This window comes from Paenibacillus allorhizosphaerae (genome assembly GCF_042659105.1).
In the GTDB taxonomy this organism is placed as follows: domain Bacteria; phylum Bacillota; class Bacilli; order Paenibacillales; family NBRC-103111; genus Paenibacillus_G; species Paenibacillus_G allorhizosphaerae.
In genome coordinates, this window is the sequence record NZ_JBHSRV010000023.1 from 1 (window position 1) to 22,249 (window position 22,249).

The 22,249-nt window shown below is 50.2% G+C and carries 18 protein-coding genes, 12 tRNA genes and 1 rRNA gene; 30 read left to right on the plus strand and 1 reads right to left on the minus strand.

Annotated features, from left to right (window positions below):
* Positions 1–158 precede the first annotated feature (158 nt).
* The 30 genes from rrf to ACFQI7_RS34625 all read left to right on the plus strand — a co-directional run bounded on the left by rrf (position 159) and on the right by ACFQI7_RS34625 (position 21,378).
* Positions 159–275, plus strand: a 5S ribosomal RNA gene (gene rrf / locus ACFQI7_RS34480).
* Between the two features lie 5 nt (positions 276–280).
* Positions 281–356, plus strand: a tRNA-Asn gene (locus ACFQI7_RS34485).
* Between the two features lie 4 nt (positions 357–360).
* A tRNA-Thr gene (locus ACFQI7_RS34490) sits at positions 361–436 on the plus strand.
* Between the two features lie 7 nt (positions 437–443).
* Positions 444–515, plus strand: a tRNA-Glu gene (locus ACFQI7_RS34495).
* A 10-nt stretch (positions 516–525) separates the two neighbouring features.
* Positions 526–601, plus strand: a tRNA-Val gene (locus ACFQI7_RS34500).
* A 1-nt stretch (position 602) separates the two neighbouring features.
* Positions 603–678: transfer RNA gene (locus ACFQI7_RS34505), tRNA-Thr, on the plus strand.
* 14 nt (positions 679–692) lie between these two features.
* Positions 693–767, plus strand: a tRNA-Gln gene (locus tag ACFQI7_RS34510).
* A gap of 7 nt (positions 768–774) precedes the next feature.
* Positions 775–847 (plus strand) — tRNA-Lys (locus ACFQI7_RS34515).
* 6 nt (positions 848–853) lie between these two features.
* Positions 854–933: transfer RNA gene (locus ACFQI7_RS34520), tRNA-Leu, on the plus strand.
* Positions 934–1,527: 594 nt separating this feature from the next.
* Positions 1,528–1,602, plus strand: a tRNA-Gly gene (locus ACFQI7_RS34525).
* A gap of 6 nt (positions 1,603–1,608) precedes the next feature.
* A tRNA-Arg gene (locus tag ACFQI7_RS34530) sits at positions 1,609–1,685 on the plus strand.
* 38 nt (positions 1,686–1,723) lie between these two features.
* Positions 1,724–1,800: transfer RNA gene (locus tag ACFQI7_RS34535), tRNA-Pro, on the plus strand.
* Between the two features lie 9 nt (positions 1,801–1,809).
* Positions 1,810–1,883 (plus strand) — tRNA-Gly (locus ACFQI7_RS34540).
* 601 nt (positions 1,884–2,484) lie between these two features.
* Positions 2,485–5,274 (plus strand): phosphoenolpyruvate carboxylase, encoded by a 2,790-nt coding sequence (gene ppc / locus ACFQI7_RS34545; protein ID WP_218102816.1) that lies wholly within the window; start codon positions 2,485–2,487, stop codon positions 5,272–5,274.
* A 477-nt stretch (positions 5,275–5,751) separates the two neighbouring features.
* Complete coding sequence (gene sigW, locus ACFQI7_RS34550) at positions 5,752–6,318, plus strand: RNA polymerase sigma factor SigW (protein WP_230415643.1); 567 nt, start codon at positions 5,752–5,754, stop codon at positions 6,316–6,318.
* A gap of 80 nt (positions 6,319–6,398) precedes the next feature.
* Positions 6,399–7,010: a zf-HC2 domain-containing protein gene (locus ACFQI7_RS34555; protein WP_218102815.1), complete on the plus strand. Its 612-nt coding sequence runs from the start codon at positions 6,399–6,401 to the stop codon at positions 7,008–7,010.
* A gap of 137 nt (positions 7,011–7,147) precedes the next feature.
* Positions 7,148–7,954: a diadenylate cyclase CdaA gene (cdaA, locus tag ACFQI7_RS34560; protein ID WP_218102814.1), complete on the plus strand. Its 807-nt coding sequence runs from the start codon at positions 7,148–7,150 to the stop codon at positions 7,952–7,954.
* Between the two features lie 3 nt (positions 7,955–7,957).
* On the plus strand, positions 7,958–9,406 hold the full coding sequence (locus ACFQI7_RS34565) for a CdaR family protein (protein ID WP_218102813.1): 1,449 nt from the start codon (positions 7,958–7,960) through the stop codon (positions 9,404–9,406).
* A gap of 78 nt (positions 9,407–9,484) precedes the next feature.
* Positions 9,485–10,825 (plus strand): phosphoglucosamine mutase, encoded by a 1,341-nt coding sequence (gene glmM / locus ACFQI7_RS34570; RefSeq protein ID WP_218102812.1) that lies wholly within the window; start codon positions 9,485–9,487, stop codon positions 10,823–10,825.
* Between the two features lie 485 nt (positions 10,826–11,310).
* The gene (glmS, locus tag ACFQI7_RS34575) at positions 11,311–13,140 is read left to right on the plus strand and encodes a glutamine--fructose-6-phosphate transaminase (isomerizing) (RefSeq protein ID WP_218102811.1); all 1,830 of its coding nucleotides are present in this window, start codon (positions 11,311–11,313) and stop codon (positions 13,138–13,140) included.
* 337 nt (positions 13,141–13,477) lie between these two features.
* Positions 13,478–14,500 carry a hypothetical protein gene (locus ACFQI7_RS34580; RefSeq protein ID WP_218102810.1) on the plus strand — a complete coding sequence of 341 codons (1,023 nt, stop codon included), beginning with the start codon at positions 13,478–13,480 and terminating at the stop codon, positions 14,498–14,500.
* Between the two features lie 157 nt (positions 14,501–14,657).
* Positions 14,658–15,080: a MarR family winged helix-turn-helix transcriptional regulator gene (locus ACFQI7_RS34585; protein ID WP_377518386.1), complete on the plus strand. Its 423-nt coding sequence runs from the start codon at positions 14,658–14,660 to the stop codon at positions 15,078–15,080.
* Between the two features lie 234 nt (positions 15,081–15,314).
* Positions 15,315–16,307, plus strand: a complete 993-nt coding sequence (locus ACFQI7_RS34590) for a quinone oxidoreductase family protein (protein ID WP_218102808.1) — start codon at positions 15,315–15,317, stop codon at positions 16,305–16,307.
* Positions 16,307–16,831, plus strand: coding sequence for an MmyB family transcriptional regulator (locus ACFQI7_RS34595; protein WP_218102807.1), 525 nt, complete (start codon positions 16,307–16,309; stop codon positions 16,829–16,831). The genes ACFQI7_RS34590 and ACFQI7_RS34595 overlap by 1 nt, the downstream gene beginning before the upstream one ends.
* Positions 16,832–17,031: 200 nt before the next feature.
* Positions 17,032–17,829, plus strand: a complete 798-nt coding sequence (locus ACFQI7_RS34600) for a helix-turn-helix transcriptional regulator (protein ID WP_230415640.1) — start codon at positions 17,032–17,034, stop codon at positions 17,827–17,829.
* 31 nt (positions 17,830–17,860) lie between these two features.
* The gene (locus ACFQI7_RS34605; RefSeq protein WP_218102823.1) at positions 17,861–18,163 is read left to right on the plus strand and encodes an ArsR/SmtB family transcription factor; all 303 of its coding nucleotides are present in this window, start codon (positions 17,861–17,863) and stop codon (positions 18,161–18,163) included.
* 150 nt (positions 18,164–18,313) lie between these two features.
* The gene (locus ACFQI7_RS34610) at positions 18,314–19,486 is read left to right on the plus strand and encodes an MFS transporter (RefSeq protein ID WP_218102805.1); all 1,173 of its coding nucleotides are present in this window, start codon (positions 18,314–18,316) and stop codon (positions 19,484–19,486) included.
* 202 nt (positions 19,487–19,688) lie between these two features.
* Complete coding sequence (locus ACFQI7_RS34615) at positions 19,689–20,357, plus strand: HAD family hydrolase (protein ID WP_218102804.1); 669 nt, start codon at positions 19,689–19,691, stop codon at positions 20,355–20,357.
* Positions 20,358–20,372: 15 nt separating this feature from the next.
* Positions 20,373–21,110, plus strand: a complete 738-nt coding sequence (locus tag ACFQI7_RS34620) for a class I SAM-dependent methyltransferase (RefSeq protein WP_218102803.1) — start codon at positions 20,373–20,375, stop codon at positions 21,108–21,110.
* A gap of 22 nt (positions 21,111–21,132) precedes the next feature.
* A complete protein-coding gene (locus ACFQI7_RS34625) occupies positions 21,133–21,378 on the plus strand; it encodes a GyrI-like domain-containing protein (RefSeq protein ID WP_218102802.1) in 246 nt (81 codons plus the stop codon).
* Between the two features lie 150 nt (positions 21,379–21,528).
* Here the strand turns inward: ACFQI7_RS34625 and ACFQI7_RS34630 are convergent, their stop codons facing one another.
* Complete coding sequence (locus tag ACFQI7_RS34630) at positions 21,529–22,113, minus strand: TetR/AcrR family transcriptional regulator (protein ID WP_218102801.1); 585 nt, start codon at positions 22,111–22,113, stop codon at positions 21,529–21,531.
* Between the last annotated feature and the right edge of the window lie 136 nt (positions 22,114–22,249).

Consider the following 22,249-nt stretch of genomic DNA (forward strand, 5'->3'; position numbering starts at 1 on the left):
TTTGGCATTTTGTTGCAGCGAAGATTTATCTTTTTGAAGTGACCTTTGTGCGAAGCACAACGGAACGATAAAAGATAAAACGGAGCCTCGTTTCGATCCAGTTTTCAGGGTACAAGCGACCTTGAATCCACTTCGTTTTGTTTACGCAAAGCGAACCGTTTGGTGATGATGGCGGAAGGGAACCACGCGTACCCATCCCGAACACGAACGTTAAGCCTTCCAGCGTCGATGGTACTTGGACCGCAGGGTCTTGGGAGAGTAGAACGCCGCCAAGCATTATTCCCTGATAGCTCAGTTGGTAGAGCACTCGACTGTTAATCGAGTTGTCACAGGTTCGAGTCCTGTTCGGGGAGCCATTATGCTTCCATAGCTCAGTAGGTAGAGTGCATCCATGGTAAGGATGAGGTCACCGGTTCGATCCCGGTTGGAAGCTCCACCAAAAAGGCCCGTTGGTCAAGGGGTTAAGACACCTCCCTTTCACGGAGGTAACAGGGGTTCGAATCCCCTACGGGTCATTCTCTAGCTGGAGGCTTAGCTCAGCTGGGAGAGCATCTGCCTTACAAGCAGAGGGTCGGCGGTTCGATCCCGTCAGCCTCCACCACGCCGCTGTAGCTCAATTGGTAGAGCAACTGACTTGTAATCAGTAGGTTGGGGGTTCAAGTCCTCTCGGCGGCACCAGAACAATTACATATTGGGGATTAGCCAAGCGGTAAGGCAACGGACTTTGACTCCGTCATGCCTAGGTTCGAATCCTAGATCCCCAGCCATTTGCTTGAGCCATTAGCTCAGTTGGTAGAGCACCTGACTTTTAATCAGGGTGTCGTAGGTTCGAGTCCTACATGGCTCACGTTGCGCGCGTATGGCGGAATTGGCAGACGCACTAGACTTAGGATCTAGCGGGAGACCGTGGGGGTTCAAGTCCCTCTACGCGCATACAAATTCAAACAAAAAGGTCTAAAACAATAATTGTTTTAGACCTTTTTGTTTACCTTTATTTTGACATCCAAATTACTGGGTGAGGAATAGAATAGCAGGACATTCGTATGCGCTGGAATGAGCCTTGAAGCTTGGGCTATGTTTGAGTACTCGATGAGCCCCTTTTAGTGCGTCGAATAGGGCAGTATTGCATTTTTGGCGCGGGTTATGAGTAGCGGGTGATGTGCTGCGTTGCGTTAGGCTGTTAATACTTAAGTGAGGATGGAGGCTAATGGAATAACGCCAGACCTATGACCCAGTTTATTTTAATGTAGGAATCATCATTACAACTCTATTGGGAGAAAAGCAGTGATATGCAGTTATGAATTCAACTCCAAAAAAGAGAGCGCGACCGCGAAATAAGCAAGAATTAAGCTGGATAGTATGGTGTATATAGGGAGAAAAATGGTGAGAATTAGTAAAGTAAGTATAGTAACTTACAGATGGAGAATGCGTAGAAAAAATAATTACGAAAAACTATAAAAAACATTTGCATTTCATCTCAAAACCTGATATATTAACAAATGTCGCTATTAAAGCAATGATGATTACGCGGAAGTGGCTCAGGGGTAGAGCATCGCCTTGCCAAGGCGAGGGTCGCGGGTTCGAATCCCGTCTTCCGCTCCACCATATGTGCCCTTAGCTCAGCCGGATAGAGCGTTTGACTACGAATCAAAAGGTCGGGAGTTCGAATCTCTCAGGGCACGCCATTTATTCTTCTTAGATTAGGAAATGCATAATGTAGCAACGGGACGTAGCTCAGCTTGGTAGAGCACCTGGTTTGGGACCAGGGGGTCGCATGTTCAAATCGTGTCGTCCCGACCATCAAATAATGCGGGTGTAGTTCAATGGTAGAACTCCAGCCTTCCAAGCTGGTAGCGTGGGTTCGATTCCCATCACCCGCTCCATATTTTACAGAACAAACCTTTGGATATCGAAGGTTTTTTTTATTTTCATGGTACAGAAATATTTACTCCCATAGATAGTTGGAACGGGACGAACGGAAGAAGTCGAAAAATGCATATCGGCGCTTGATGAAAACCGCCTGAGGTAGCCCATTAAATTCCATGGCAGCAATACTGTGCTATGATCTACAATGGTCATAAGCTCGGGCAAATCGGGATGACCACAAGAACGGAAGTGACAAAGTATAATATCGCAAGCGTGACGATATTCAATACTGGAATGAAACGGACCAGCGTCCGGATCAAACGGTTACGAAGGCGCTGTTATTAAAAATAGTTTCGACGTAAGCCGATTACGATTCATCGCTAACAACAATGTTTAATGATGTACATACGTTCAGGGCATACCCATGTCCAGTACGCGCCGGATCATGGATTGTCAGGGACGAATACGGGCTAAGGTCATAATGCTTAAAACGATGGCCGATGTCAGTTTTAGCGGAGATCAGCTTTTTTTCGCTTTACCGCATAAATGGACTACATTGATGCCCAAGGTTGTGTTAAAATATTGTTTATTGACTTGCAGTAAGGATGGAGGAGAACCATGTCGGATTCAGTCAGTATCATTAACAAGAACACGTCCAACAATTTGCTGCGAAGAGATGTTCGGTTTCTTGGGCACATTCTGGGCGAGGTGTTGGTTCATCAGGGCGGCAATGCGCTGTTTACCGTCGTAGAGAAAATTAGAGAGATGAGTAAATCGCTGCGCAACCAATATACCCCGGAAATGTACGAGGAGTTTAAGGAAACGGTGAACGGCTTGGCGCCGGAAATTCGGTATCAAGTCATTCGTGCGTTCGCGATTTATTTCCAACTCATCAACATCGCGGAGCAAAACCAGCGTATCCGCCGCAAACGTGATTACGAACGGACGGCTGGGGAGAATGTGCAGCCTGGGTCGATCGAAGATGTCGTGCGTGAGCTGAAAGCGCAAAATATTAATACGGCAGAGGTGCAAGACATTATTCAGGGCATTTCCCTTGAGCTTGTCATGACGGCGCATCCGACGGAAGCGACACGCCGTGCGGTGCTGGATATTCATCAGCGTATCGCAAACGACGTGATGGAACTCGATAACCCGAGCCTCACGTTCCGTGAACGCGAGCAGCTGCGGGTGAAACTGCTGGGCGAAGTCATTATGCTGTGGCAAACCGACGAGCTTCGCGATCGCAAGCCGACGGTTATCGACGAAGTGCGCAACGGCTTGTATTACTTCGACGAGACGCTGTTCGATGTACTGCCGCAAGTGTATCAAGAGCTGGAGCGGTGCTTGAGCAAATATTATCCGGAGCAATCGTGGCATGTACCGACGTTCTTGAAGTTTGGCTCCTGGATCGGCGGCGACCGCGACGGCAACCCTTCCGTCACGTCGAAGATTACATGGGAAACGCTCAAGATGCATCGGCAGCTCGCGCTGGATAAATACGAAGAGCTGCTTCGCGAACTGATGGGGCATATGAGCTTCAGCAAAAACATTGTGGAAGTCACGCAGGAATTGCTCGACTCCATCAAAAAAGACCGGGAAAACATCGATCTTCGATCCGATGAAGTATGGCGCAATGAGAAAGAGCCGTACCGGATTAAAGTGAAATATATGATTGAGAAGATCAACAATACGGCCAAGCCGAACGTTCCGCAAAACAAGAAATACAATAATCCGGCCGAGCTGATGGAAGATTTGAAAATTATCGAGCGGAGTTTGCGGAACCATTTTGCCGATTTCATTGCCGATTCCTATATTGCCAAACTGATCCGGCAAGTGGAGCTGTTCGGTTTCCATCTCGCCAGTCTGGATGTGCGGCAGCACAGCAAAGAGCATGAATCGGCTATGACCGAGATCTTGCAAAAAATGAGCATTTGCCCGAACTATGCCGAACTCTCGGAAGAGCAAAAGATCGAGCTGCTCACAAATATTTTGAACGAACCGAGACCGATTACTTCGCCGTACCTGAACTATTCGGAATCGACCAAGGAATGCTTGGACGTTTACAGGGTGATTCAAAAAGCGCAGCAGGAATTCGGACGCCAATGTATTTCGAGCTACCTGATCAGCATGACGCAAGGTTCAAGCGATCTGCTTGAGGTGCTTGTATTCGGGAAGGAAGCAGGATTGTATCTTCATAACCCGGACGGCTCCGTTACATGTACGCTGCAGTCGGTGCCGCTGTTTGAAACGGTCGACGATTTGCACGCGGCGCCTGAGATCATGTCCACATTGTTCAAAATCCCGGCGTACCGCAACAGCCTGGAAAGCGCGAATCAGCTTCAGGAAATTATGCTCGGCTATTCGGACAGCAACAAGGACGGCGGCGTTATTACCGCCAACTGGGAGCTGCGCATGGCACTAAGGAGCATTACGGCGGCAGCGAAGTCGCATAATGTTAAACTGAAATTTTTCCACGGCCGCGGCGGCGCGTTAGGTCGCGGGGGGATGCCGTTGAAGGACAGCATCATGGCACAGCCGGCCGATACGATCGGCGGAGGGATCAAGATTACGGAGCAGGGCGAGGTGCTCTCGCAGCGTTATTCCATGAAGGGGATCGCCTATCGCTCTTTGGAGCAGGCCACTTCAGCGCTCATTACAGGCGCCTTAAACGCACGCAATCCGCAAACCGATGCCGCAGAGCCGATGTATATGGATATAATGCGCAATATTTCCGAGCAAGCGCAGCAAAAATATCAGGATCTGATCTTCCGCGACACCGATTTCTTAACGTTCTTCAAAGAATCGACGCCGCTTCCGGAGATTGGGGAACTGAACATCGGTTCGAGACCGTCCAAACGGAAAAACAGCGACCGTTTCGAGGATCTTCGCGCCATTCCGTGGGTGTTCTCTTGGACGCAAAGCCGTTACTTGCTGCCTGCATGGTATGCGGCGGGATCGGGCTTATACAGCTACTATCAGGATAATCCCGAACACCTGCGCATGATGCAGGATATGTACAAGCAATGGTCGTTCTTCAAGTCGCTCATCGATAACCTGCAGATGGCGCTTGCCAAGGCGGACTTGTTAATTGCGAAAGAATACAGCAAAATGATTCATAATCCACAAATCGCGGAGCGGATTTTCAATCTGATCGAGGATGAATATCAGAAAACGTCGAATTTGATTCTTTTAATTACAGGCCAGTCGGAAATACTTGATAATGTGCCGGTCATTCAAGAATCGATTCATCTGCGTAACCCTTACGTCGATCCGCTCAGCTACTTGCAAGTACAGCTGCTGCAAGAGCTGCGCGCACTCCGTGAACAAGGGAGCGACGACGCGCTGCTGCTGCGCGAAGTGCTGCTTACGATTAACGGAATTGCCGCGGGTCTGCGCAATACAGGCTGATATTCCGCCACATATACATTCTCGAAAAGTCGGAGGCACTCCGGCTTTTCTTTATGAGTCCCGATAGCGACAGCTAGCGGAGTCCATGCAAGGACAAGTATGTTTGGAGCGGGCTTGAGCAACCTATTGAATAAAATATATCATTGTCCGAGGCAGGGTTGGCGTGCTGCTACACCTGATGATGGAATCACTTATAGGGGATGCATTCCGCAACAGGCGGAAATGACGAACGCCGTATAAGCTTCCTTGGAGCTCGTGAACCCCGCTGGCGCTCTGCTGCTCCGATAGAGCTGAAAGTCGAGGTGATCGGCATACATTTTCTTTTGCACGAGACTGTACATGGGTGGCAATGGTTTGGTATTCTCTTCTTAATGGCAGGAATTGTGATAGCCGAAAGTGAGGCATCCGGCTCCTGATGAACCGTGCTGTACGGAAGCTGCTCGCTTCGGACGGTTACGGAAGGTTGGAGGTAGGTCGGTGATTCAAATGGACACCCGGCTCGCCAAGCTAGCCCGTGGTGGGGACCGCGCGGCTTTTGCCGAATTGGTGGAGCTGTACAAGGATAAAATATTTCATCTTGCATATCGAATGCTGCATAATCGTCATGAAGCGGAGGAGATTGCACAGGAAACATTTTTACGGGTCTATACGAATTTGGACCGCTACGACGAGAATCAAAAGTTTTCTACGTGGATTTACCGGATCGGGACGAATCTGTGCATCGACCGGCTCCGTAAACGGAAAGCGACGTTCTCGCTGGACGCCGAGCTGAATGAAGGCGAGGGCGGCGACTGGTATGCAACGCTGGCAAGCCCGGAAGAAACGCCGGATAATCAGGTCGTGCTGTCCGAAACGCAGCAGCAAATTCGAGACTCGATCGAGACGCTGCCGGAAAAATACAAGGCCGTAGTCATACTTCGGTATTTGCAGGATTTATCGCTGCAGGAAATTAGCGATGTGCTCTCCATGCCCGTGACGACAATCAAAACAAGGCTGCATCGGGGACGGGATTTTTTGAGGAAAAAATTGGAGAAAATATTGTAGCGATTTCTGAAACATAAATCCGCATCGCGCGTAGTGTAATACACAAGCTTACTATGGATAGATGAAAGGAGTGGCTCATCTTGGATTGTAACGAAGCCCTCCCTTTACTGCACGAATATTTGGACGGGAGTCTGCAGGGACGGGATTCCGCAGCGCTCAAACAACATTTGCTCGGTTGTGCCGAATGCCGCAAACGGCTTCAGCAGTTCGAGAAGATGGAGGCGCTGATCAGCGCGAAAACTCCGTCTGAGGTGCCGGAAGGGTTAACGGAACGGATTATGCAGGCGCTTCCTCCGGTAAAGCGACATAATCCTTTTTACCGGTGGGTACGTAAGCATCCGGCGGTGTCCGTCGCTGCCGTCTTTTTTCTGGTCATGTTCTCGAGTTTTGTATCGGTCTGGAATGACGATCAGGAGCTGCTCGTGAAAGGGTCCGATTTGGAGTCCGTTGTCATTAAGGGCAACACCGTATATGTGCCTGCGGGAGCGACAGTGAGCGGAGATTTGACAGTAGAGAACGGAATTACGCAGGTGGATGGAGATATTAAGGGAAGCTTGATCGTGATCGACGGTTCAGTCAACCTCGCCTCGACGGCGCATATATCCGGTCAAGTCAAAACAATAGACGAAGCCTTCTCATGGCTCTGGTACAAAATGAATGCGTGGATCGTACAGCTGTCGGATAGAAAATAGGCCGCTAGTCCCGATTTTCGTAAATCCTCCCTATTCCGTGGTAGAAAGGGAGGGTTTTTTGCTGTAAATATGTTATGATCTAAGAGGGTAATCGGATACAGAAAGAAATCACCGCGGCACGTTTGGGGGCAAGGGCCATGGACTGGATTACGGAGATCAGCATTAAAGATATAATCGATATATTGATCGTCAGTTACGTCATTTACAAGCTGATATTGGTGGTACGGGGAACACGTGCAATTCAGCTCCTGAAAGGGATTCTTGTCGTGGTCGTCGCGTGGGCGCTCAGCTCCTGGTTTAAGCTGAACACGCTGCAGTGGATGATGAATCAAATGTTTACGTTCGGTCTCGTGGGTGTCATTATTATATTTCAGCCGGAACTGCGGCGCGCGCTCGAGCAAATCGGTCGAGGCAAGCTGTTCAGCCGGACCACGGTGGAAGATGATTCGGAAGTGAACCGGCGCATCAACGAGGTGCTGAAAGCCGTCAATTATATGGCAAGGCGAAAAATCGGTGCGCTCATGGTATTCGAGCGGGAAACCGGCCTCAACGATTACGTGGAGTCGGGCATTCAAATCGAGTCGCATATCAGCTCGGAGCTGCTCATTAACATCTTCGTGCCCAATACGCCGCTGCACGACGGCGCCGTTATTATGCGCAAGCACCAGCTGATGGCTGCGGGCTGTTATTTGCCGCTGTCGGAAAATCCGTTCATCAGCAAGGAGCTTGGGACACGCCATCGCGCCGCGATCGGCATGAGCGAAGTGTCGGACGCCGTATGCGTCACCGTTTCGGAAGAAACGGGACAAATATCGCTTGCGATGAACGGTCACATTTTGCGGGATATTAAAGAGGACGCGCTGCTGGCTAAGCTGTTCGAAGAATTAAAGCCGAAAGCGAAGACGAAAGAAAAGAACTCCATTTGGAAATGGAGGCGGAAATAGATTATGGATCAGTGGCTGCGCAACACGAATGTGGTTAAGGTGGTCGCCTTGATCATTGGCATATTGCTCTGGGCTGTCGTTCGCATGGACGGGGGTACGATCTCGGGCACGACGAGCACGGGGATCAAAGAGGAGAAAATCTGGAACGTGTCGGTAACACCGAAGTATGATGCGGATCAATTTTACGTTCAGCTGATTGAGCCTGCTCAAGTGACGGTCAGCCTGTCGGGCCGTGACTCCGTATTGAAAAAAGTAATGAATACGGCGAGCTATTCCATTGAGCTGGACTTGACGAAAGTGGGCAAGGGAGAGCATCAGCTGTCGCTGACGCCGGTTGGATTTCCAAGCAATGTGACGGTGAAGGTCAGCCCTGCGACGGTCAAAGTCGTCGTGGACGAGAAGAAGAACAAATCGATGCCGGTAACGGTCAATGTGACCGGGATTCCTGCGGTCGGCTTGAAGGCAGGGCAACCCGTAGTGAAGCCGAAGCAGGTAACGGTAGCCGTCCCTAGCGGCAGCTACGACGCAGTGGAAACAGTGCGGGCGGACGTCAATGTGGAGAAGGCGCAATCGCCGGTGTCGAGCAAAGTCAAGCTCGTAGCGTTCGACAAGAACGGCAAGCCGATGGAGATGGCGACGATCAGTCCTGCGGTGGTCGACGTCGAGGTGCCGATTACGAGCCCGTTCACGATGGTGCCGCTGCAAGTGAAGCTGGTCGGGGAGCCGCCGCGCGGGTTTGCGATAGCGTCGATCAGGCAAAGCATAGACAAAGTTACGGTGTATGGCCCACAGAATATACTGGATCGTCTCGAATTTTATGAGGGGCCGCAGGTAAACTTGAATGACTTGAGGGAAGACAAGGAGTTCACACTCCCGATTCCGTTGAAAAAAGACGTGAAGCAGCTCGATCCGGACAAGGTCGTCGTCAATGTCTCCGTCGTGCCTTCCGTTACCAAGACGCTCGACAATATCCCGATATCGATTATCGGGCAAAACGACGGGTTCAATACGAAGGTGGTTCAGCCGGAAACGAGCCAGTTGAGTCTCGTGGTCGAAGGCGCATCTGCGCTGGTCGACAAATTAAAGCCGCAAGATGTGCAGGCCATTCTCGATGTCAGCAATTTGCCGCCGGGCAAGCATGAGGTTCCGGTCACATGGAACCTGCCGACATTCGTCAAGCGGGGACAGCTGCAGGACTATAAGGCTACGGTGGAGATAAGCGCGAAGCAAGTCGCGGGGCAATCGGTGAAGCCGGAAGCGGGCGCAGGAGCGGGAACGGGCGAAGCGACGCCGGCCCCCTCCGGCTCGGCCGGTACGGGAACAAACGAAACGCCTCCGGCTTCTGCCGGTACGGGAGCAAGCGAAACGCCTCCAGCATCAGCCGGTACAGGAACGAGCAACACACCTCCGGCTTCGACCGGCACTGGCGAAGAAAAACCGAAATCGCCATAATTTGACAAGAATCTATTGACCAATGCGACGAATTTCGCACATAATGGGAATCAAACGCTCACAGAGGAGAATGCAGGCATGGGGAAATATTTTGGAACCGACGGTGTCCGCGGGGTTGCAAATCAAGGGCTTACGCCGGAGATGGCATATAAAATCGGTCGCTGCGGCGGCTATGTACTGGCAGGTAAAGTAGAGAAGCCAAACGTTGTCATCGGGCGCGATACGCGTATTTCCGGTCCGATGCTGGAAGCGGCGTTAGTTGCAGGCTTGCTGTCGATCGGCGCCAATGTGATTCGCCTCGGTGTGATTAGCACGCCGGGCGTAGCTTATTTGACGCGTGCGCTTAAGGCTGATGCCGGCGTTATGATCTCGGCCAGCCACAATCCGGTAGAAGACAACGGGATCAAATTTTTCGGAGCGGACGGTTTCAAGCTGTCCGATGAAACGGAACTAGAGATCGAGCGTTTGATGGATGCGGAAGTTGACGAGCTCCCACGGCCGACCGGCGGCGATATCGGTACGGTGATCGATGACGAACAAGCGAAGTTCAAGTATTTGGACTACATTCGACAAACCGTATCATCTTCCTTCAAAGGATACCGGATTGTACTCGATTGTGCGAATGGCGCAGCGTACGAGCTTGCGCCGAAAGTATTCGAGGCGCTTGGCGCGGAAGTCATTACGATCGGTGCTGAGCCGAATGGCCGCAACATTAACGATCATTGCGGTTCGACGCATCCGGAGATTCTGCAGAAACTCGTCGTCGAGCGGAAAGCGCATATCGGGCTTGCGTTCGACGGGGACGCAGACCGGTTAATCGCCGTTGATGAAACCGGCGCGGAAGTAGACGGTGATTACATTCTCAGCATATGCGGGAATGCGATGAACAAGGCCGGCAAGCTTCGCGGTAATACGATTGTGACTACGGTCATGAGCAACATCGGCTTTTTCAAAGGGATCGAAGCGGCAGGCATGAAAGCGGCCAAGACGGCAGTCGGCGACCGCTATGTAATGGAAGAGATGCGCAAAGGCGGCTACAACTTGGGCGGGGAGCAATCCGGCCATGTTATTTACCTCGACTACAACACGACGGGTGATGGCATTCTTACGGCGCTCCAGCTGATGGATACGTTGGTGCAGTCGGGCAAAAGCCTAAGCGAGCTGAAGGGCATTATGCGCAAATATCCGCAGCAGCTGGTAAATGTGCGCGTTGCCGATAAAAGCAAGCTGAAGGGCAACACAGCGATTGAAACGGCAATCCGCCAAGTGGAAGAAGAGCTCGGCGACAATGGCCGCGTGCTCGTTCGACCTTCTGGGACGGAATCGCTTATTCGCGTCATGGCCGAAGGGCCGGACAAAGGTCAAGTGGACGCCTACGTTGCACGAATTGCCGATCTCATTCAAACCGAGCTATCTTAATCTCTTATTCTTCTAAAGAAAAGCCACTGATTGCTTAAGGCGTCAGAGGCTTTTTTTGCAGTAACAATTGGATGGAAAACCCATGAAAATAGCAGTTGCACTTTCATTGCAAAATGAATAAGATGGGTATATGTCTTTTACTCTAATATAGAAAGGTGGATAGAGGTTGGAATCCGTTTAAGCGCCAGAACTTGAGTAAGCGTCCGGTGTTTTTTGCAGCTGTTGCGAATCGGTCTTAAGTTTGTTCTACATAAGCAAACTTGTTGCATTCCATCAGACAACGCAAAGTGTGCAGAGCATCCAGCGCGGATCAAGTTGACGAGGTGAAGGTGTTCGAAGTTTTCGGCGGGGGCCTTCCGGTAGCGATCTAAAACCGTCAAGTCGAAACGCAAAACGTCCGGGCGACCGGGCCGACAAACGTTCGATGGGATCAAACAAGCAGTCATTATTATTCGTTCTTTTGACAATCAGGAGGTTCTGAACATATGTGTGGTATTGTTGGCTATGTAGGGAAGCGCAATTCCCAGGATATATTGCTTGAAGGTTTGAAAAAGCTGGAGTACCGCGGTTACGATTCGGCCGGCGTCGCTGTGTACACGCAGGATGGGCTGCAAATTAAGAAATCCAAAGGCCGCTTGGCCGTATTGGAATCGAAGCTGGGCGACGCGCCGTTGAGAGGAACGATCGGCATCGGTCATACCCGCTGGGCAACGCACGGCAAGCCATCGGATGTGAACTCGCACCCGCATACGGATAATTCACACAAGTTTTCCGTCGTGCATAACGGCATCATTGAAAACTACATGACGCTTAAGGAAGAGCTGATCGCTAAAGGACATGTATTTGTCTCTGAAACGGATACGGAGGTCATCTCGCACCTGATCGCAAGCTTGTACGAAGGCGATATCGTCAAAGCCGTGCAAAAAGCGGTGTCGCAAATGAAAGGCGCATTCGCGCTTGGCGTATTGACGGAGTACGAGCCGGATAAGCTTGTCGCTGTGCGTCTCCAAAGCCCGCTCATTATCGGTGTCGGCGATGGCGAGAACTTTATCGGTTCCGACATTCCGGCAATCCTCGAATATACTCGAAATGTGTATATTTTAAACGACGGGGAAATGGCTGCTTTGACGAAAGACGGCGTCGAATTGATGACGTTGGAAGGGAATTTTATTTCCCGGGAATTATTTCATGTCGATTGGGATATTGTTACGGCGGAAAAAGCCGGATTTGATCACTTTATGTTGAAAGAAATTCATGAGCAGCCGAAAGCTTATCGCGATACAATGGGTGCAAGAATCGATGCGGCAGGCAAGAAGGTCGTATTGAACGAGATCGGAATGACGCCGGAGCAAATTCGCAGCATCCGGCAGGTGCACATCGTAGCATGCGGCACGGCCTACCATGCAGGGCTCGTCGGAAAGACCGTGATTGAGAAACTGACGCGCATCCCGGTTGAAACCGATGTCGCTTCCGAGTATCGTTACCGTTCTCCGATCATCACCCCGGAAACGCTCGTTGTCGTAGTAAGCCAGTCGGGTGAGACGGCGGATACGCTCGCGGCGCTGCGGGAAGCGAAGCGAAACGGCGCGCGCGTCGTAGCGATTACGAATGTCGTGGGCAGCTCCGTTGCGCGCGAAGCGGACGACGTCATCGTTACTTGGGCCGGCCCGGAAATTGCGGTTGCGTCCACGAAAGCTTACACGTCGCAGCTGATCGCCTTTTATTTGTTCGGTTTGTACTTGGCGCAATCGCTTGGTACGCAGGATTCGTCCTATATCTCGGAAGTAGTTGCTGCTTTGCAGGAGCTGCCGAATAAAGTCGAAGCGATCTTGGCTCAAGCCGACACGATCAAGAATGCGGCGGAACAAATCTCGACACATAACAACTTGTTCTTTATCGGCCGCGGGCTGGACTATGCGGTTGCATTGGAAGGCTCCTTGAAGCTGAAGGAAATTTCCTATATTCATTCGGAAGCTTATGCTGCTGGGGAATTGAAGCACGGCACGCTGGCGCTTATTGAAGAAGGCATCCCGGTGATCGCGCTTGCGACGCAGGAGGATCTGTTCGAGAAGACGGTCAGCAACATTAAGGAAGTAAAAGCACGTGGCGCACATGTGTTTGGTTTGAACGCGGAAGGCGAAACGGAGCTGGTGAAGGTTGTCGACGAGGTGTTGACGATCCCGGCTACGCTTCCGCTGCTGATGCCGGCGCTGTCTGTCGTGCCGCTGCAACTGCTGAGCTATTACGCTTCGCTTGCGCGCGGCAACGATGTCGACAAGCCGCGGAACTTGGCGAAGAGCGTGACGGTGGAATAAAGGTGTTTGGTAGTCCCGATGTCCTTGAAAAAGGTCGTCGGGGCTTTTTTTGTTTGAAGCATTAAGTGCGAAACCGCTGAGAAGAACTACTTCTGGAATCAAAAAAGCTTCCTATTAAAGTGCAAGATCTTCATCGAAAAGGCTCCGATTCAGAAGCTGTTTTTATTTGCACGAAAGCTGCGAAATACCTACTCGAAGAAAATAAAGTGTCAGACTTTCGAGCAACAATTTAGTTGACTCTCTACCTTTATTTACATATACTTAGACTACCTATTTAATTGGTAACCAAATAATTAGATAACCTATGTATTTTGAATGCGAAAGGAGTTAGTTCATTATGCGCATGCGTGGAGTGACCTATGACACGGGATTTCTAAGTGAAGGAACCAGCACACACCCCAACTTCGATGCAGCAAGAGTGTACAGGGAGATGGAAATTATACGGCGCGACCTGCATTGCACTGCCGTACGAGTGACAGGCGGGGAGCCCGATCGCCTGGAGATCGCTGCACAAGCAGCGGCAGCAGCGGGCCTCGAGGTATGGTTTTCACCGTTCACAAACGATCTTGGCCAAGAAGAGTTGCTTGCCTTCCTCGCGGACTGTGCCGATCGCGCCGAACGCATACGGGTTACTGGGGTGGAGGTGGTCATGGTAACGGGTGCCGAACACATGCTCTTCACCCGTGGCTTCTTGCCCGGCGAGACTCTCCAGGAGCGCCTCGCGACATTGTCCGAACCGACGGTTAGCCGTGCTGCATTCGCGAAACTACCGACTCTGCTCAACAGTTTCCTGGCACGTGCTGTAGACGTCGTGCGAGCCCGTTTCGGGGGGCGTGTCACGTACGCGGCCCTGCCTACCGAACCTGTGAACTGGGAACCTTTCGACTACATCGCCGTCGACGCCTACAACTCTGCTGAGGTTGCTCATCTCTACGCTGATTCAATCAAGAAGCTGGCCAATTCAAATAAGCCTCTGGTGATCTCCGAGTTCGGATGCACGACCTTCAAGGGGGCATTCGATCTGGGCGCTCGCGGAATGTTCATCGTCGAGTGGGACGGTGCGCGCGCCGTTCGACTGACAGGCAGCTACGAGCGCGATGAGTCCGAACAGAGCCAATACTTCAACGATAGCGTCGACGTTTTCGAAGAAGCTGGAGTCGATACAGCATTCTGGTGCACCTTTGCTTGCCATAACTTGCCGTACGACAAAGACCTCGATCACGATTTTGATCGAGCGTCTTACGGGATCGTGCGGGTGCTGCAAGAAAGCCATGGCGCGGCTTACCCCGACATGCCTTGGGAACCCAAGGAGGTATTTTACACCATCGCAGCGCGATATGCAGCCGTAATGGAATCTTAGGACAATAGCGCCATTGCATCAGGAACCGATCTACAAAGTTATGTAGATTCCAATGTATTCGTATTCGGGGGAGTGAGCTGGATTGTCGGATGAACAGAAAATTATCGCAAAGCAGTTAATGGAATCGTACTTCCAATCGCAGGTTGGCGGAAATATGATGCAGAATCGCGCGGTATACAATCAAAAGCCAGGCGAGATCATGGTTCTCTATTTCATCAGTATAAATGTCAAGGATGACAGTCCGGGATTGATGGTTTCGGAAATAAGCGGAAAACTGAATGTCACATCGCCAACGGTAACGCAGCATATCAACAGTCTGGAAGCACAGGAATTTGTCGAGCGTCATGCCGATCCTGCAGACCGGCGCGTTGTGAGAATCCGGCTTTCGGATAAAGGTAAAAAGTATATACAACGCATTAATGAGGCCCGCCTCCATATGTTCGTTGGTCTCGTTAAACATCTAGGGGAGGAAGAAAGCCTGCTCTTTGCCGAGATGATGAGAAAAGCTTCGGATTATATGCTCAAACAACAGGAATTATATATCCGGAGTTTCTTTGTGGATGAAAATGATGAGAAATGAGAAACGGGTACAATAGCTTAATAAACGAAACCCAGTCTAACACTTTATTTTTGTGTTTGGCTGGGTTTTTGCTTGTTAGAATCGTATAGTCTAAAACTTATTTCCGAACGGCTTCGCTTAATTATAAGGGTTAGTTTTTATACTAGGATAATCGAAAACTGTTTGCCTCCATATTCGCTCGATACAATGAACTAGTAGCAAGCAGATAAACGATATATCAAGGAGGCAAAATAAATGAAAGCAATCGTGATTGAACAAGCAGGCGGAACGGAGCAATTGCTATTAAAGGAACTTCCGGATTTAATACCCGGTCGTGGACAATTGACCATTGACGTGGCTCATGCTGGTGTAGGCTATGTGGATGTGCTGCTGCGTAAAGGGTCATTCGGCGGTATTTTTCCTTTCCCGGCAACGCCAGGCCTCGAAGTGGCGGGATATGTCCGAGCGATTGGAGACGGCGTGGAAGGATTTTATATTGGTCAACCTGTAGCGGCCTTAACCTTGTTGGACCTTGGAGGTTATAGCACGATGGCAAATATCAAAGCCGATTTGACCGTTCCATTAGATGAACTTGGAGCCGAATTGGATTTGGCTACCGCCGCCGCGGCTATAGTGAATCTGACCACGGCTTATATGGCAGTGAGACAAATCAGCAATATGAAGGAGGGGGATCACATACTCGTTCATGGCGCAGCAGGAGGATTAGGCAGCTTTATCGGTCAAATAGCGAAAAGGTTTGGAGCAAGTAAAGTGCTGGGAACGGTAGGAACGGTGGAGAAAACAGCACTAGCGGAATCGCTTGGTTATGATGAGCTGTTCGTTCGCTCGGAGTTTATGGAAAGAACACGACAGGCAACGGAACAAAAAGGAGTTCATATCGTGTTTGATACGGTGGGAGGGCATACTAGAAAACAAAGCATGGATCTACTTCGTCCGCTGGGGCAAATTGTCGCATTGGGGGAAACCAGCGGGGAGGATGTGCTGCATTCGTCTAATGAACTATGGGTAAGCAATAAAGCGGTAGTCGGTTTCTCGATCGGCGGGTATGCCTTATCCCACCCGAAAGAAGTACGACAAGCGGCGAAAGAAGCGCTTCGGTTGTTGGCAAGCAGAGAGATTTGCACCGAAGTATTCGGTATTTATCCTCTGGAAAAAGCAGCGGAAACGCATGTGCAATTAGAAGGAAGAAAAACGGTCGGCAAATTAGTTCTTGATTGCAGGATCTGATGAGGAATTTATTGATATTTTCAGATACGAAGCAGATCAGAATTCCAGCGATTCAACAGATGGTCGACCTCTTTCGGCATCCTGCGATCATTATGAATCATCGGACGGAAGTGATCGCATGGAACGGTGCAGCGGCGGCGATCATCGTTGATTTTGCAATGCTTCCAGATCGGATCATGATGGGTCTGGTTTTGAAAGATTCCGTTATCCGTGAGCGCGTGATCAACAGAAATGAATTTGCCGCATACGTTGTACAGCAGTTTCGCGCATTCGCTTGTCAACACGACGCTGATTTCTGGTATACGGCCTTTATGCAGCGGATGTGCAGAGAGAGTTCTTTATTTCTGAAATTATGGAATCGGTCGGATGTTCGTGTAAAAGGATTGCAGCCATTTTTTATAGATCATCCTTGTCTGGGAAGGTCATCGTTTCAAATAATGCCTTTTACTCGAATAAACGGTGATAATCAATTGTGCTGCTGGGTGTTCCTTCCTTCGCCAAAAACAGATGCGATTCTAACATAATGGATGACGGGGGGAGGACGTATCTTCACTTGAATCCAACCGAACATTTGAAATATTTCCCGGATCCGGTAAAATAGTGTATAGAGAAAATCCGCAATTCGGCGGGTTTTTCTGTTATCATATGAAACACAATGTCAATCACATAAAGAGAGGTTCTTATGCGGACAATGCCCCAAAAAGCAAACCCGCTAGGCGAATTTTTGAAGGCGCGCAGAACACAACTTGAGCCCATAAAAGCAGGAATTACAGGTAGCTATGGAAGGAGAAGAACATCAGGGCTGCGGCGGGAAGAAGTAGCAGAATTGGCGGGCGTCAGCACGACGTGGTACACTTGGCTGGAGCAGGGAAGAGAAGTAACGGCCTCCAAGGAAGTTATTGAGAGTATCGGCCGAGCATTGCAATTATCCTCCGACGAACGAATTCATTTGCTCCGTCTGGCCGGTTACGGCGAGCTTGCCCCCTCGTTAAAGTATGCCGATGAGATTACCCCGGGGCTTAAAAGCATTATTGAACAGTTGATGTATCCGGCGATTATCGCGAATAGCCGTACGGAAGTATTAGCTTGGAACAAGCTGGCGACGCAATGTATTATGGATTTTGATCATCTATCCGAGCAAGGACAGACGATGACGTGGTCCATATTTATGGATCCGTTTCTGCGTAAGCAACTGGTCAATTGGGAGGAATTTGCCGAATATTCGGCAGCGGTATTCCGGGCCTATTATGATCAGCGTACTGAAGATCCTTGGTATGAGGAATTCGCAGGGAGGCTTTGTCAGGAAAGCCAACAATTTGCGGCGTATTGGCAAAGACATGAGGTTCAGCTAAAGAAAACGAAACCATTCATTCTGGATCATCCGCAAGCAGGGCTTTTATCTTTTTCCTTAAATTCGTTTGCTCACATTAATGGCAATGAAGAAATTCACTGCTGCGTGTATACGCCTATAGCGGAGACGGATACAGAGCAAAAAATAAAGGATTATTTCATAAAGAATTGACATATCGGAAAAGGTCGATATAATGAAATGTATGAAACCAATCGATGTATTTAAAGCGTTGTCCAATGAGTCGAGGATTCAAATTTTGCAGTGGTTAAAAGAGCCTTACCTCCATTTTACGCCCCATGAAGGGATTGATATGAACGAAGTCGGGGTATGCGTAAGCCAAATCACCGGTAAACTAAACATGACTCAGTCGACTGCTTCGCAGTATCTTTCCATGCTACAGCGGGCAGGACTTATTACAACAAAGCGGATCGGCAAATTCACGTATTACCAAAGAGACGAGGAAGCGATTGGTCAATTGGCGGAGTTCATGAAGAGCGAAATGTGAAAATTAAGCTGATTTCTTGTTCCGAGAAGTCGGTTTCAATTTTGTGCAAACAATTCGATAATTCGTGATATGTTTATTTTTTATGCATAACATATCGACATTTCGCGATTTATATTAATATAAGACAAGAGATAGGAGCTGAAGAGATTCATGTCTGTCAACTGGAGAGTTTACATTTTGGCCATTATAAGCTTCCTGGTGGGAACGTCCGAGTATATTGTGTCCGGCATCTTGGATCAAATTTCTACTTCGTTTGGCGTTTCCATTGCTAAGGCAGGTCAATTGATTACGATATTTTCGTTTGTGTATGCCATTTTCACGCCGATCCTTATGGCTTTAACGGCAGGTTGGGAGAGACGCAAATTAATGCTCGCCGCGCTTGGTTTGTTTGTCATCTCTAATATTTTGGCTTATGTGTTACCCGGGTACGGGTTGTTCGTAATCGCTCGTATCTTTATGGCGTTTGGCGCAGGAATCGTAGTTGTCACGGCACTCAATATCGCGGCAAAAATCGCTCCGGAAGGCAAGCAAGCAAGTTCGATCGCGACGGTGATTATGGGATTTACGGCTTCTTTAATCATCGGCGTTCCGCTTGGAAGAATGACGGCGGACGCCTTCGGCTGGCAAGTGGTCTTTCTCGGCATCGCCCTGGTCGGTTTGATCGCGATGATGGTAATCAACCTCACAATTCCCCGGATCCAAGGGGATGAACCTATTCCTCTGCAGCAGCAGCTTGCTTTGCTAAAGAAACCTAAAGTGGCTTTAGGTTTGTCGATTACGTTTTTTTGGCTTGGAGGGTACTCGATCGCTTATACTTATTTGTCTCCGTATCTGCTGGCGGTTTCGGGTATCAGTGACAACTATTTAAGCGGCACTTTGCTCGTGTTCGGCATTGCCAGTATGATCGGGTCGAGGTTTGGCGGCTACAGCACGGATCGATGGGGGATTCACCGAACGTTATTCGGTGGGATGGCGCTGCATATTTTGATGCTCCTTATTTTGTCTTTTGTGACGAGTAGTTTTGTCGGCGTGATGGCCGTTCTCGTGTTGTGGTCGTTCTCGGCATGGTCGTCCGGACCGACCCAGCAATATCATTTAACGACAATCGAGCCGGAAGCTTCGGGCGTTATACTTGGCCTCAACCAATCCATGATGCAATTGTCTATGGCTGCCGGCGCGGCTATCGGAGGGGTGGCCGTAGAACGAATCGCTCTCTCCTCCATTACTTGGTTTGGAGCAGCGGGCGTCGGCTTAGCCATTGTTGCAGGACTGGTGTTGTACCGTCTAAGGTATGAACGTGCGGTAAAAGCTCATCAGCTATAACATTTCTTCGCCCAAAAGCACTCCCGTAATGGGAGTGCTTTTGGGTGCGACGCTCAGGACACCGTGTGACGGCTATATGAGTAAGTCGGGTCGGTTGCTGTGGTTAGTTTGAAGACCTGAATCAGATCAATAGTGGTAAAATACGCATAAACATACGATCTTTTTGTTAAGACTCATGGGTAATGACAGGAGGGGAAATTGATTGCATGAAGATCGTATTGAACGTCTGCAGCGGAACAATCTGCAACAACCATTGCCTGACTCGATAATCCGAGACATTGTTTTTGATCTGGGCGGCGTGTTTTTTATGTGGCCGGAACGATATTATTTCGAGGAGTGGGCGACTCGGCTCGGGATTGCTCCGGAGATTTTTCACCGTCTTTTGTGGCACGGGCCGGACATTGAGGCGGCCAACATCGGGGTGATTACGGCAGAACAATATTACAGCCGCTGTGCCGAGCGAATGCAGGTTGACGAAGCGCTCATACGCGAAATCATCTGCCGTGCATTTTATTGCGACGATGTTGACGCCAAACTGGTCGAATATGTCGGCCGGCTCCGAACAAAGTTTCGCGTATCCGCTTTAACCAATACATGGTCCTTCGGCCGAATGCTAATAGAGCATCGCGGACTTGCCAAACTGTATGATTGTATAGTAACGTCAGCAGAGGAAGGGTTCCGGAAGCCGGATTCGCGCATTTACGATATTACGCTTCGCCGGCTTGCCGCCGCTCCTGACGAGGTCGTGTTTGTTGATGACACGGAGGAGAATGTACGGGCTGCCCAAGCGATCGGCATGCATGGCGTGCATTTTAAGGGTACCGCTCCGTTCATTGCAGAAATGGAACAACGGTTAGCGAGGTTGACGTGAGGAGGCATGAACTTGATGAAACAAAACAAATATGACGATCCGGTATTTTTCACAAATTACAGCCAGATGGCCAGGTCGGTCGGCGGATTGGAGGCGGCCGGAGAATGGCCCGCCTTCCGGGCGATGCTGCCCGAGCTGCGTGATCAACGTGTGCTCGATCTCGGCTGCGGCTTTGGCTGGCACTGCCGATATGCGCGCGAAAGGCAGGCTCGTTCGGTAATCGGCGTAGACCTGTCCGAGAACATGCTCGCCCGCGCTAGGGCGAGCACCGACGATTCCGCGATAGAGTACCGCCAAATGGCGATTGAAGACATCGACTTCGCGGGCGAACAATTCGACGTGGTGATCAGTTCGCTTACGCTTCATTATATTGAACGCTTCGATGCCGTCTGTCAGAAAATTCATCATTATCTCGTACCGGGCGGTGCCTTCGTATTCTCGGTCGAACATCCGATCTTCACCGCGCTGGCAGCGCAGGACTGGATTTACGGCTCGCAAGGCGAGCGATTGCACTGGCCTGTCGACGATTACCAAAGCGAAGGCCCGCGGCAGGCCAGATTTCTGGACAATGATGTCGTCAAATACCATCGGACCGTCGCCACCCATATCAATGTGCTGCTCGATTCCGGCTTCGGGATAACGAGACTGTCCGAACCGCAACCGCCGCAATATATGCTGGACACGGTTCCTGGCATGCAGGACGAATTGCGTCGCCCCATGTTTCTTATTATCGCAGCGACCAAGCTTCCGTAAGCGGAGCTTCGGTATAAAAATAATGCAGCGATCATCCGCGGCCTTGGGTCGGGCGTTCGAAACGATCCGGGAAGGCGAGTGCGTACAAATAATGCACATCGGGCCGTACAGCACCGAGCCGGTCACGATTGCAAAAATTCACGAATTTATGAAAGCGCATCGGCTCATACAGCACGGTCTGCACCATGAAATTTATTTGTCCGACCCGTGCAAAGTGGAGCCTTCTTCGCTGAAAACGATTCTTCGCTTCCCGGTAAGACAACAATAGGAGCACAGCCTCGACCATTATTCGGCCTGCAAAAATGCTGCGTTTTACGCAGGAGGGGGCGGAGGCGGCGACTAATGATACTCACGACTTGATCGATAGTGGAATCGGGTCGTAGTCTACCGCCGAAACAACTGTCGTCATCTGCGCCCCTCACTGCCTGAACCCGTTCAGCAAATGAGTAATGACCGTCATCGTCTCTTCTAACGCCGGCGTATCATCCTGCTGCTGTGCAATCCACAGTGCCGATTCATTCAGGGCGCCTGAGAGGAAGTGTGTCATGGCATCAATGGATACCGGCCGGAAATATCCTTGCTCTTGCATCATTTGAAGCTGTTCGCGCAGCAGGCGCATGGAATTTTGCTCGTCCATCCTGCGCCACGCGTCCCAGCCCAGCACGGCGGGACCGTCAATAAGCAAAACCCGCTTGTTCCGGGGCTCGACGGCGGCGGATACGAACGCCCGGCAGCCAAGTTGCAGCTGTTCCCATACATCGTCGCTGTTGGCTGCTTCCGTCATGACGCGTTCCGCGATTTCTTTTTGCACCGATTCAAGCACAACCCGGAAAAGTCCCTTTTTATTTCCAAAATGATGATAAAGCGCCCCGCGCGTCAATTCGGCCTCATGAGCAATATCCTCCAAAGCGGAATTCGCATAGCCGTGCTGCGTGAAATAAACGCGGGCCACCTCGATCAGTTTGCGTACCGTTTCGGTCGTTTCCTCTTTGTTTCGTTTCATCCCACATATACTCCTCTTCTTTTGCGCCGCTCCCTATCGTTTAAGTCGATCCAGGAGCGCTAAAGCTTCTTCATCGCCCGATAAGGAATGCCGGACAATCCAAGCGAGGGGATTCCCTTCTTGCTCCATATGATCA

Excerpts from the sequence above, each read along its gene's own strand:
- ACFQI7_RS34590 (WP_218102808.1), top strand. The coding sequence starts at position 15,315 with ATGAAAGCAATCGTGATTGAACAAGCAGGCGGAACGGAGCAATTGCTA.
- ACFQI7_RS34610 (WP_218102805.1), top strand. The coding sequence starts at position 18,314 with ATGTCTGTCAACTGGAGAGTTTACATTTTGGCCATTATAAGCTTCCTG.
- cdaA (WP_218102814.1), top strand. The coding sequence starts at position 7,148 with ATGGACTGGATTACGGAGATCAGCATTAAAGATATAATCGATATATTG.
- ACFQI7_RS34625 (WP_218102802.1), top strand. The coding sequence starts at position 21,133 with ATGCAGCGATCATCCGCGGCCTTGGGTCGGGCGTTCGAAACGATCCGG.
- ppc (WP_218102816.1), top strand. The coding sequence starts at position 2,485 with ATGTCGGATTCAGTCAGTATCATTAACAAGAACACGTCCAACAATTTG.
- glmM (WP_218102812.1), top strand. The coding sequence starts at position 9,485 with ATGGGGAAATATTTTGGAACCGACGGTGTCCGCGGGGTTGCAAATCAA.
- ACFQI7_RS34580 (WP_218102810.1), top strand. The coding sequence starts at position 13,478 with ATGCGCATGCGTGGAGTGACCTATGACACGGGATTTCTAAGTGAAGGA.
- glmS (WP_218102811.1), top strand. The coding sequence starts at position 11,311 with ATGTGTGGTATTGTTGGCTATGTAGGGAAGCGCAATTCCCAGGATATA.
- ACFQI7_RS34565 (WP_218102813.1), top strand. The coding sequence starts at position 7,958 with ATGGATCAGTGGCTGCGCAACACGAATGTGGTTAAGGTGGTCGCCTTG.
- ACFQI7_RS34620 (WP_218102803.1), top strand. The coding sequence starts at position 20,373 with ATGAAACAAAACAAATATGACGATCCGGTATTTTTCACAAATTACAGC.
- ACFQI7_RS34630 (WP_218102801.1), bottom strand. The coding sequence starts at position 22,113 with ATGAAACGAAACAAAGAGGAAACGACCGAAACGGTACGCAAACTGATC.
- ACFQI7_RS34585 (WP_377518386.1), top strand. The coding sequence starts at position 14,658 with ATGCAGAATCGCGCGGTATACAATCAAAAGCCAGGCGAGATCATGGTT.
- ACFQI7_RS34595 (WP_218102807.1), top strand. The coding sequence starts at position 16,307 with ATGAGGAATTTATTGATATTTTCAGATACGAAGCAGATCAGAATTCCA.
- ACFQI7_RS34605 (WP_218102823.1), top strand. The coding sequence starts at position 17,861 with ATGAAACCAATCGATGTATTTAAAGCGTTGTCCAATGAGTCGAGGATT.